General features: G+C 65.2%; 8 protein-coding genes. 4 read left to right on the top strand and 4 right to left on the bottom strand.

Annotation, left to right across the window (positions count from 1 at the left end):
- Positions 1–51 precede the first annotated feature (51 nt).
- A complete protein-coding gene (locus ACXJL8_RS21980) occupies positions 52–1,629 on the bottom strand; it encodes a fatty acid--CoA ligase (protein ID WP_456619215.1) in 1,578 nt (525 codons plus the stop codon).
- A 137-nt stretch (positions 1,630–1,766) separates the two neighbouring features.
- Entirely contained in the window at positions 1,767–2,639 is an 873-nt protein-coding gene (locus ACXJL8_RS21975) for an SDR family oxidoreductase (RefSeq protein WP_456619214.1), read from the bottom strand.
- A 106-nt stretch (positions 2,640–2,745) separates the two neighbouring features.
- Between ACXJL8_RS21975 and ACXJL8_RS21970 the strand changes: the two genes are divergently transcribed.
- The 4 genes from ACXJL8_RS21970 (at position 2,746) to ppc (ending at position 8,759) form a co-directional block, all read left to right on the top strand.
- Positions 2,746–3,555 carry a crotonase/enoyl-CoA hydratase family protein gene (locus ACXJL8_RS21970; protein ID WP_456619213.1) on the top strand — a complete coding sequence of 270 codons (810 nt, stop codon included), beginning with the start codon at positions 2,746–2,748 and terminating at the stop codon, positions 3,553–3,555.
- Positions 3,556–3,675: 120 nt separating this feature from the next.
- Positions 3,676–5,220 (top strand): acyl-CoA synthetase, encoded by a 1,545-nt coding sequence (locus tag ACXJL8_RS21965; protein ID WP_456685567.1) that lies wholly within the window; start codon positions 3,676–3,678, stop codon positions 5,218–5,220.
- Between the two features lie 156 nt (positions 5,221–5,376).
- The gene (locus ACXJL8_RS21960) at positions 5,377–5,781 is read left to right on the top strand and encodes a YccF domain-containing protein (protein WP_456619211.1); all 405 of its coding nucleotides are present in this window, start codon (positions 5,377–5,379) and stop codon (positions 5,779–5,781) included.
- A 167-nt stretch (positions 5,782–5,948) separates the two neighbouring features.
- Entirely contained in the window at positions 5,949–8,759 is a 2,811-nt protein-coding gene (gene ppc, locus ACXJL8_RS21955; protein WP_456685566.1) for a phosphoenolpyruvate carboxylase, read from the top strand.
- Positions 8,760–8,877: 118 nt separating this feature from the next.
- Here ppc and ACXJL8_RS21950 read toward each other — a convergent pair whose 3' ends face one another.
- Both ACXJL8_RS21950 and ACXJL8_RS21945 read right to left on the bottom strand, forming a co-directional pair.
- Positions 8,878–9,996, bottom strand: coding sequence for an SMP-30/gluconolactonase/LRE family protein (locus tag ACXJL8_RS21950; protein WP_456619209.1), 1,119 nt, complete (start codon positions 9,994–9,996; stop codon positions 8,878–8,880).
- A gap of 129 nt (positions 9,997–10,125) precedes the next feature.
- Positions 10,126–10,813 (bottom strand): SDR family oxidoreductase (locus ACXJL8_RS21945; protein WP_456685565.1); only part of this gene is annotated, 688 nt, incomplete at its 5' end.

The following is a 10,813-nucleotide window of genomic DNA, read 5'->3' as shown; positions in this document are numbered from 1 at the left end:
GTGGCTATGGGTCCCGGCCTTCGCCGGGACGACGATGTGGATAGAGCAGGCCTAATTCACCCTCCTATCCTTCCCCGCCCAATACGGCTCGCGTAATTGCCGCCGCAATATCTTGCCGCTCGGATTCCGCGGCAGCGCCGGCAGGAACTCCACGCTCTTCGGCGTCTTGAACCCTGCGATGCGTTCGCGGGTGAAGTTGATGATGTCGGTGGCGCTGGCCTGCTTGCCGGGTTTCATGACCACCACCGCCTTCACGGCCTCGCCCCACTTGTCGTCGGGCACGCCGATCACGGCGGCCTCCGCGACATCAGGGTGATCGCACAGCGCGCTCTCGACCTCGGCCGGGTAGATGTTCTCGCCGCCGGAGATGATCATGTCCTTGATGCGGTCGTGGATGTAGAGATAGCCGTCCTCGTCCATATAGCCGGCATCGCCCGTGCGCAGCCAGCCGTCGCCGCGTAGCGTCGCGGCGGTCGCCTCCGGCAAATTCCAGTAGCCCGCCATGTTGGAGCCTGAGCGCGTCGCGATCTCGCCGACCTGGCGCGGCGGCAGCGGCTTGCCGTCCGCATCCAGAATGGCGATCTCGACACCGGGCAACGCCTTGCCGGCCGAGCGCATCCGCTCCAGCCCTTCGATATGGTCCTCCGGCGGCAGCGCGACGATGGTGCCTGTCGTCTCGGTCATGCCGTACATCTGCACGAAGCCGCATTTGAAGACCTCGATGCACTCCTTCAGCAGCGCTGCCGGAATCGGCGAGGCGCCGTACAGCATGTATTTCAATCGTGAAAAGTCGACCGTCCTGGCGCGGGGCTGCCGCACCACGAACTGCATCGCCGCCGGCACCATGAACAGCTTTGTGATGCCGGACTGCTCGAAGAAATCCAGCACCTTGGTCGGATCGAACTCGCGCGCGATCACGCCGCGGGCGCCATGATAGAGCCCCATCACGCCCCAGCCGGAGCCGCCGATATGAAAGATCGGCATCGCGACCAGCGACACGTCATCGGTCGACCACCGGTTCCACTCCGGCTTGTCCGCGGCATTGCCGGTCTGCACCAGATTGAGGAAGTTCGCATGCGACAGCATCGCGCCCTTCGGCTTGCCGGTGGTGCCGGAGGTGTAGAGCTGGATCGCGATGTCATGGGTAGCGATCGGGACCCTGGGATCGTCGCCGCTTTGCGCGTCGCGCCAGGCCGCAAAATCCTGCCATTCCGGCGCGCCGCCTTCGCTGGTGATGACGGTGCGCACACGCGGCAGCTTGTCCTTGATCTGCGAGACCAGTGTGATGAACTCCGGGCCTGCGAACAGCACCGGCGCCCTGCAATCCGCGACGATGAAGGCGACCTCGGGCGCCGCAAGCCGCCAGTTCACCGGCGCCATCACCGCGCCGGCCTTCATCGCGCCCATCAGCAGCTCGAAATAGATGTCGCTGTTCTTGCCGAGATAGGCGATGCGCTCGCCCTTCGTCACGCCGATCGCGATCAGCGCATTCGCGACTTTGCTGGTCTTGACGTCGAATTCGGCAAAGCTGGTGGCGCGCCCTTCGAATTCATAGGCGATGGCACTGCCGCGACTCTTCGCGCGCTCGCGCACCATGTCGGCGAGGTTCGCCAATGGCTGTGTGGACATGTTTCTCCCGTGACGTCTTTGTTTTTATGCCGCGGAGTGTGGCGTCATCCGCGGGTGAAGACAAGATGGGAGGAGGGGAGCATCACTGCTTCAATATCGTGGCTATGGGTCCCGGCCTGCGCCGGGACGACAATAATCTACCCCCGCTTGGCCCGGTCCTTCTCGTTCTGGGCCATGATGCTCTCGCGCGCGGTTTTCCAGTCGTCGTCGCTCCAGTCGCGGAGCTGGTAGAAATTGCCGCCCATGGCGAGCGCCTGCGCGCCGTCCATGGCGATGGTCTCGCCGGAGATCCAGTCGCAGCCGCCGGAGATCAGGAACACGGCGACGTTCTGCAATTCCTCCATGGTGCCGACGCGGCCCATCGGGTTCATCGCCTTGGTGCGGGCGCCGGCCTCGTCGCCCGGCTTGATGCGCTTGCTCATGCCCTCGGTCGGGATCTCACCCGGCGCGATGGTGTTGAGGCGGATGCCGTAACGGCCCCATTCGGTCGCAAGCGACATCGTCATGGCGTGGATCGCCGATTTGCTCATCGCCGACGGCACGACATAGGGCGAGCCGTTGCGCACCCATGTGGTGGTGATCGACACGACATTGCCGGGCTGCTTCAAGGCGATCCAGCGCTTGCCGACCGCATGCGTCACATAGAACGTGCCGTGCATGACGATGTTGGCGACCGCGTCGAAGCCGCGCGGCGACAGCTCCTCGCTGCGCGAGATGAAATTGCCGGCGGCGTTGTTGATGAGATCGGTGAGGGGGCCGTCGCGAAAGATGGTCTCGATCATCTCCTCGACAGCGAGTGCGTTGCGGATGTCGACACCATGGCTGGTGACGCGGCCGCCATACTGATCCATCAATTCGGTCGCGGTCTCATCGCAGACGATCTTGCGCCGGCCGCAGATGTGCACCTCGGCGCCGAGCTGGAGGAAGCGCGCCGCCATCGCCTTGCCGAGCCCGGTGCCGCCGCCGGTCACGAGGATACGCCGGCCGGCCAGAAGATTTTCCTTGAACATGGCTGTTTCCCCTGTAGCGATTGTCAGTTAATTGGTCGATTGACTAAATCCGGCCGCCGTCTTCCTGTAAAGCGGCAACCGGTCAAGAATAGGGGAGAATTCATCCATGGAAGAGCGCGTCTCGATTTCGATCTCGGACGGCGTCGCGGATGTCCGCCTGGTGCGGGGGGACAAGATGAACGCGCTCGATCAGGCCATGTTCGACGCCCTTGTTGCCGCAACCGACCGGCTTTCGAAGGAGAAAGGCGTGCGCGTTGTGGTCCTGTCCGGCGAGGGCCGGGCCTTCTGCGCCGGTCTCGACATGGGCCGTTTTGCCGCGATGAAGGACAAGGGCGGCAACGGAATTCCGGGTGGCGAAAATCGCGACCTCACCGCGCGGACGCACGGTCAGGCGAATTTTCCGCAACAGGCGGTGTGGGGCTGGCGCCAGCTTCCGGTTCCGGTGATTGCGGCCGTGCACGGCGTCGCTTTCGGCGGCGGCTTCCAGCTCGCGCTTGGCGCCGACATGCGGTTTCTCGCACCCGATGCGCGGATGTCGGTGATGGAGATCAAATGGGGCCTCGTGCCCGATATGGCGGGTACGCCGATCCTGGCAAGCCTCGTGCGCGACGACATCCTGCGCGATCTCACCTACACCGGGCGCATCTTTTCCGCGCAGGAGGCGTTGAGCTATGGCCTCGCCACGCGCATCTGCGATGATCCGCGTGCCGCGGCGCTCGACGTCGCACGCGAGATCGCCGGCAAGAGCCCCGATGCGATCCGCGCTGCGAAGCGTCTGCTGAACAATCTCTCGGTCGATCCCGGTCCGGCGCTGCTCGCCGAATCCGTCGAGCAGCAGAAGCTGATCGGCAGTGCGAACCAGACCGAGGCCGTGCGTGCCAATCTGGAAAAGCGCGCGCCGAAGTTTGCGGATTGACTGCCAGTCGTTCCGGGATGGTCCGAAGGACCAGACCCGGAACCTAGAGATTCCGGGCTCGGCTCTTCGAGCCGCCCCGGAATGACGGCAACGAACACCACCACAAGAAGAAAAACAACAATGAGCGAAACGTCAGAATTCCTCGGCATCGTCTCCGGCGAGCGTCGCCGCGCCCATGGCGAGGTCGCCAACCGCGCCGACCGCATCGCAACCGGCCTCGCCAAAATCGGCGTCAGGCAGGGCGATTGCGTCTGCATGCTGATGCGCAACGACATCGCCTTTCTGGAGGCTGCCTACGCGGCGATGCGGCTCGGGGCCTATGGCGTGCCGGTCAACTGGCACTTCAAGCCGGAGGAGATCAACTACATCCTGAAGGACACCGGCACCTCCGTGCTGATCGGCCATGCCGACATGCTGCACGGCCTGCGCGATGCGATCCCCGAGGGCGTCACCGTGCTCAGCGTGCCGACGCCGCCGGAAATCCTGAAAAACTACAGGATCGATCCGGATCATTTGAAGACGCCGGACKTCGCGATCGATTTCGAGTCCTGGCTCGCGCCATTCCAGCCCTATGACGGCCCGGTGGTGCCTCAGCCCATGAACATGATCTACACCTCCGGCACGACCGGCCACCCCAAGGGCGTGCGCCRCAACGCACCGACGCCGGATCAGGCGGCGGCCGGCGAACGCATGCGCGCGATGATCTACGGGCTGAAGCCCGGCGCCCGCGCGATCCTGCCGGGCCCGCTTTATCACTCCGCGCCGAACTCGTTCGGCATCCGCGCCGGAAAGCTCGACGGCGCGCTGGTGCTGATGCCGCGCTTCGAGGCGGAAGAGTTTCTCGAGCTGATCGAGCGCTACAAGATCGACACCATCTTCATGGTGCCGACCATGTTCATCCGCCTGATGAAGCTGCCGGAGGCGGTGCGCAGAAAATACGACGTCTCGTCGCTGCGCCACATCATCCACGCCGCGGCGCCGTGCCCGGCCGACGTCAAGCGCGCCATGATCGAGTGGTGGGGGCCGGTGATCTACGAATTCTACGGCTCGACCGAATCGAGTGCCGTCACCTTCGCGAACTCCGAGGATGCGCTGAGGAAGCCCGGCACGGTCGGCAGGATCTCGCCGGGCGCCGAACTGCGCTTCCTCAGTGAGGACGGCCGCGTGCTGCCGGCTGGCGAGATCGGCGAGATCTATTCCCGCATGCCCGGGATGGCCGACTTCACCTACCACAACAAGCCGGAGAAGCGCGCCGAGATCGACCGCGACGGGTTCATCACCTCGGGCGACGTCGGCTACATCGACGCAGACGGCTACGTCTTCATCTGCGACCGCAAGCGCGACATGGTGATCTCGGGCGGCGTCAACATCTATCCGGCCGAGATCGAGTCGGTGCTGCACGCCGTGCCCGGCGTGCATGATTGCGCGGTGTTCGGCATCCCCGATGCCGAGTTCGGCGAAGCGCTGATGGCGGTGGTCGAGCCGCAAGCGGGCGTCACGCTCGAGGCAGCCGGCATCCGCGCCCGGCTGAAAACCTCGCTCGCCGACTACAAGGTGCCAAAACACATCGAGATCCGCACCGGGCTGCCGCGCGAAGATTCCGGAAAAATCTTCAAGCGCCGTCTGCGCGATCCCTATTGGGAGCAGGCCGGGCGGAAGATCTGACACCGTGTAGCCCGGGTGAGCGAAGCGATACCCGGGACAACAAGCAGCAAGATCCCGGATGTCGCTTCGCTCATCCGGGCTACGCGTCTCGCATGAAGCTCCGCGACCTCGGCGGTCGTGCTATACAGACGGGGACATTAACTTCCGGATCATCCCATGGCTCCCGTTTCCATCCTGCTCAACCTGCTCTGGATTCTCATCGGCGGTGCCTGGATGGCGCTCGGGTGGCTGGTGGCCTCCGTCATCATGGCCATCACCATCATTGGCCTGCCCTGGGCGCGGGCGGCGTTCAACATCGCCGTCTACACGCTGCTGCCGTTCGGCTCGAAGGCGGTGCGGCGCGACGAGGTCACCGGCATGAGCGATATCGGCACCGGCCCGCTCGGCGTGCTCGGCAATATCGTCTGGTTCGTGCTCGCAGGGTGGTGGCTGGCGCTCGGCCACCTCGTGACCGCGCTGGTCCTCGCGATCACCATCATCGGCATCCCCTTCGCCTGGGCCCATCTGAAGCTCGCCGGCATCGCGCTCTGGCCGATCGGCAAGGTGATCGTGCCGGCCTAGCGCCGGAAAGAGGCGACAGGGCAGGCTTTTGCCGGGGCGACGGCGGAGAGATCGGCCGAGGCCACCGCAAGGGTGCGCCGCCCCCAACTTCATCTTGCGCTGCGGCAAAAAACTTGCACACTCGGCTGAGCCGGGCAGTCAAGCGAGCTCGACAAAGGGAGCGAGCCATGTCCCTCCAGACCGTACCATCCGACACCGCCGACCAGCGCTCCAACCGCCCCGAGGACGTCCAGGCGCTGGAGGCGGATGCGCGGCTGCGCGACGACATCCGCCTGCTCGGCCGCATCCTGGGCGACACGGTGCGCGACCAGGAGGGGGCGGACGTGTTCGACCTGGTCGAGCGCATCCGGCAGACCTCGATCCGGTTCCACCGCGACGAGGACCGGCTCGCCCGCCGCGAGCTCGAGCAGATCCTCGACAGCATGTCGACCTCCGAGACGGTGCGGATCGTCCGCGCCTTCAGCTATTTCTCCCACCTCGCCAACATCGCCGAGGACCAGAACAACATCCGCCAGATGCGCGCCCGCAGCGCCGCCAAAGAGACTGGATCGCGCGGCGGCTCCGGCGTGCTGGCGGAAACGCTGGGCCACGCCAAGGCCGCGGGCATCAGTGCCGACGAGCTGCGCCGCTTCTTCAAGGACGCCCTCGTCAGCCCGGTCCTGACCGCGCACCCGACCGAGGTCCGCCGCAAGAGCACCATGGACCGCGAGATGGAGGTTGCCGCACTGCTCGACCGCCGCGAGCGGGTCGCGCTGACTGCGGACGAGGCCRCCGCCAGCGACGAGCAGCTCCGCCGCGAGGTGCTGACGCTGTGGCAGACCAATCTCTTGCGCCGGACCAAGCTCACCGTGCTCGACGAGGTCGCCAACGGCCTGTCGTTCTACGACTACACCTTCCTCCGCGAGGTGCCGCGGCTGGTCAACGTGCTGGAAGACCGGCTGGAGGAGGGCGGCGAGCAGGCGGCCGGCGAGCTCGCCTCGTTCCTGCGCATGGGAAGCTGGATCGGTGGCGACCGCGATGGCAATCCCTTCGTCACCGCCGACGTCATGCGCGGCACGCTGCGGCTGCAGTCGAGCCGGGTGATGCAGTTCTATCTCAACGAGCTGCACGTGCTCGGCGCGGAATTGTCGATCGCGGCGCATCTCGCCGATGTCTCCGAGGAGCTACGCACGCTGGCGGAGCGCTCGCCGGATACCTCGCCGCACCGGAGCGGCGAACCCTATCGCCTGGCGGTGTCCGGCATCTATGCGCGCCTTGCGGCGACGGCCGAAAAGCTCCAGGTCGAGATCACCCGCCGGCCCGTCGGCAAGGGCGCGCCCTATGAGAGCGTCAAGGAGCTCCAGGCCGATCTCGACGTGCTGCACCGTTCGCTGATCTCGAACAACGCCCGCGTCATCGCCCGCGGCCGGCTGCGGCTGCTGCGGCGCGCGGTGGACTGCTTCGGCTTCCACCTGGCGCGGCTCGACATCCGCCAGAACTCCGCAGTGCACGAGCGCACCATTGCCGAGCTGATGGACGCCGCCAACCCCGGAACGTCCTATCTCGCGCTCGGCGAGGATGCGCGCATTTCGCTGCTGACCAACGAATTGCGCAGCACGCGCTCGCTGGTCTCGCCGTTCGTCAAATACAGCGACGAGACCATGGGCGAGCTCAACGTCTTCCATGCCGCCGCGGAGGCACATGCGAAGTTCGGCTCGGACGCCATCCACCAATGCATCATCTCGATGTGCAAGGGCATGTCCGACATGCTCGAGGTCGCGGTGCTCTTGAAGGAGGTCGGCCTGGTCCATCCCTCCGGCCGCAGCGCCATCAACATCGTGCCGCTGTTCGAGACCATCGAGGATCTRCAGGCGTCAAGCGGCATCATGGACCGCATGCTGTCGCTGCACGATTACCGCCGCCTCGTCGACAGCCGCGGCAGCGTGCAGGAGGTCATGCTCGGCTATTCCGACAGCAACAAGGATGGCGGCTTCGTCACCTCGGGCTGGGAGCTCTACAAGGCCGAGATCGGCCTTGTCGAAGTGTTCGAGCGCCATCACGTGCGCCTGCGGCTGTTCCACGGCCGCGGCGGCTCGGTCGGCCGTGGCGGCGGTCCGAGCTATGATGCCATCATCGCCCAGCCCGGCGGCGCGGTGAACGGCCAGATCCGCATCACCGAGCAGGGCGAGATCATCTCGTCGAAATATTCCAACGCCGAGGTCGGCCGCAACAATCTGGAGATTCTTGCGGCTGCGACGCTGGAGGCGAGCCTGCTGCACCCGCGTCAGAGCGCGCCGCGCCGCGAATATCTGACCGCGATGGACGAGCTTTCAAATCTCGCCTTCAAGGCCTATCGCGGCCTCGTCTACGAGACCGACGGCTTCGTCGATTATTTCTGGGAATCCACCGTCATCAACGAGATCGCGACGCTCAACATCGGCAGCCGCCCGGCCTCGCGCAAGAAGACCCGCGCGATCGAGGATTTGCGCGCGATCCCCTGGGTGTTCTCCTGGGCGCAGTGCCGCCTGATGCTGCCGGGCTGGTACGGCTTTGGCAGCGCGGTCGAGCAATGGATCGCGGAGCATCCCGACAAGGGCATGCCGTTMCTGAAAGAGCTCTACCAGGAATGGCCGTTCTTCCGCATGCTGTTGTCGAACATGGACATGGTGCTCGCCAAGAGCTCGATCGCGATCGCCTCGCGCTATGCCGAGCTGGTGCCCGATGAGGCGCTGCGCGAAAAAATCTTCGGCCGCATTCGCCGCGAATGGCATTCCTGCATCGAGACGCTGCTCGACATCATGGGCCAGGACCGGCTGCTGCAGGGCAACCCGCTGCTGGAGCGCTCGGTGCGCCACCGCTTCCCCTATCTCGATCCGCTCAACCACGTTCAGGTCGAGTTGCTCAAGGCGCACCGCGCACAGAACCCCGACGAGCAGGTGCTGCGCGGGATTCAGCTCACCATCAACGGCATCTCGGCGGGGTTGAGGAATACGGGGTGATCCTATTCCGTCGTTCCGGGGCGCCCGAAGGGCGAACCCGGAACCTCGAGATTCTCAGGTGCGCAATTGCGCACCTTAGTTCGGCTCTACGAGCCGCCCCGGAATGACGGTGCCCATTTCAACAGAAATGCGCCCCCTGCGTCTCCACATAGACCGCATACAGCGACTGGCTCGCGGTCATGAACAGGCGGTTGCGCTTCCTGCCGCCGAAGCAGACATTGGCGCAGGTTTCGGGCAGCAGGATTTGCCCGATGCGCGCGCCGTCGTTCGGTGCGAACACCTGGACGCCGTCATAGCCGGGTCCGACCCAGCCGGCGCCGACCCAGATATTGCCCTCGGTGTCGACGCGCAGGCCGTCGGGGAAGCCGGACTTGCCGTCGAGCTTCATGTCGATCAGCCGCTTCGGGTTCGACAGCTTCGCCCCGTCGATGTCGTAGGACCACACCACGTTCTCCGCTTGCGGATAATGCGTGATGCCGGTGTCGCAGACATAGAGCTTCTTGTAGTCGTGGCTGAAGGCGATGCCGTTCGGCTTGAACGGCTCATCCGCAACCTTCGCGACCTGCCCGGTCTGCGTATCCAGGCGATAGACGGCTTCCTTCTGGTGGGGCTGGAGCGAGCCAGTGTTGGCCAGCTTGCCCTCATAGATGCTGATCGCGCCATAGCCGGGATCGGTGAACCAGATCGCCTTGTCGTTGGGATGCACGACCATGTCGTTGGGGCCGTTGAGCGGCTTGCCGCCCGCCTGCTCCGCCAGCGTCGTGACCGAGCCGTCGTGCTCGTAGCGGACGAGGCGGGTGCGCTCGGCGCTGATCTGGCGTCCCTCGGTGTCGAACGAATTGCCGTTGGCCTCGTTCGACGGCTTGTGGAACTGCTCGGAGATGTGGCCGTCGTCGTCGAGGTAGCGCAGCTGCCGGTTGGCCGGGATGTCGCTCCAGACGAGATACTGCCCCTGCGCATTCCAGGCCGGTCCCTCCGCCCACAGGCAGCCGGTGTAGAGCCGCTTGATCGCGGTGTTGCCGACCTTGGCCTTGAAGCGCTTGGGGTCGATGGCGATGATGTCGGGGTCGGGATAGCGCTGCGGCTCGGCGCTGGCACCGAAGTCGCGGGCGTCGGCGGCCTGCGAGGCGAGGACGGTGGATGCGGCGACCGCCGCCGCGCCCTTGAGCAGATCGCGGCGGCCGAGGCCGCGTTCCGTTGCAGTCGTGTCGTTGGGGTTGGTCAGTATTCTTGTCATGGTTTCCTCCCAAAGTTTTGTTGGGAGGACACCATCCGCCTGCAATCGGGCGTAAAGCGGGGCGATCTCTGATCGAGACAACCAGAGATCGCAGGGCAGGGATGCCGGAAATGCGGCTAGACGGGATCGTTACACCGGATCCCAGGGGAAGATGTCGGCTGAGCGGTCGAGCTTGTAGAACGAGCCCTTCAGCGCCGGCATGCCGTGCTCGGCGATCGATTGCGGCGTCCAGCCTTCGCTTCGATGCACCGAGCGCAGCGGGCGGTTCTGGCTGAACAGGAACAGCTCGTTCATGCGCGCGCCGAAGATTTGCCCGCTGACGTCCTTGGCGGCATCGGAGAGCAGATAGGCGCAGACCGGCGCGATCTTCTCCGGCCCCATCTGCTTGATCTTCTCGACGCGCGCCTTCTCGGCCTCGGTCTCGGTCGGGATGGTGCCGATCATCCGGGTCCAGGCGAACGGCGAGACGCAATTGGAGCGGACGTTGAAGCGGCCCATGTCGAGCGCGATCGATTTCGACAGGCCGACGATGCCGAGCTTGGCGGCGGCGTAGTTGGCCTGGCCGAAGTTGCCGATCAGGCCCGAGGTCGAGGTGAAGTGCACGAAGGAGCCCGACTCCTGCTCGCGGAAAATCCGCGCGGCGGCGTGGCTGACGTAGAACGAGCCCATCAAATGCACCTTGATGACGGCCTCGAAGGCCTCCACGCTCATCTTGTGGAAGATCATGTCGCGCAAAATGCCGGCATTGTTGACGACGCCGTCGAGCCGGCCGAAATGATCGGTCGCGGTCTTGACGATCTTGCTGGCGGGGATCGCT

The organism is Bradyrhizobium sp. P5_C11_2 (assembly GCF_054049755.1).
This window is presented reverse-complemented; position numbering and strand designations above follow the sequence as displayed.

Bases quoted from the DNA above. Each gene is read 5' to 3' on its own strand.
- ACXJL8_RS21980 (WP_456619215.1), bottom strand. From the start codon at position 1,629: ATGTCCACACAGCCATTGGCGAACCTCGCCGACATGGTGCGCGAGCGC.
- ACXJL8_RS21975 (WP_456619214.1), bottom strand. From the start codon at position 2,639: ATGTTCAAGGAAAATCTTCTGGCCGGCCGGCGTATCCTCGTGACCGGC.
- ACXJL8_RS21970 (WP_456619213.1), top strand. From the start codon at position 2,746: ATGGAAGAGCGCGTCTCGATTTCGATCTCGGACGGCGTCGCGGATGTC.
- ACXJL8_RS21960 (WP_456619211.1), top strand. From the start codon at position 5,377: ATGGCTCCCGTTTCCATCCTGCTCAACCTGCTCTGGATTCTCATCGGC.
- ACXJL8_RS21950 (WP_456619209.1), bottom strand. From the start codon at position 9,996: ATGACAAGAATACTGACCAACCCCAACGACACGACTGCAACGGAACGC.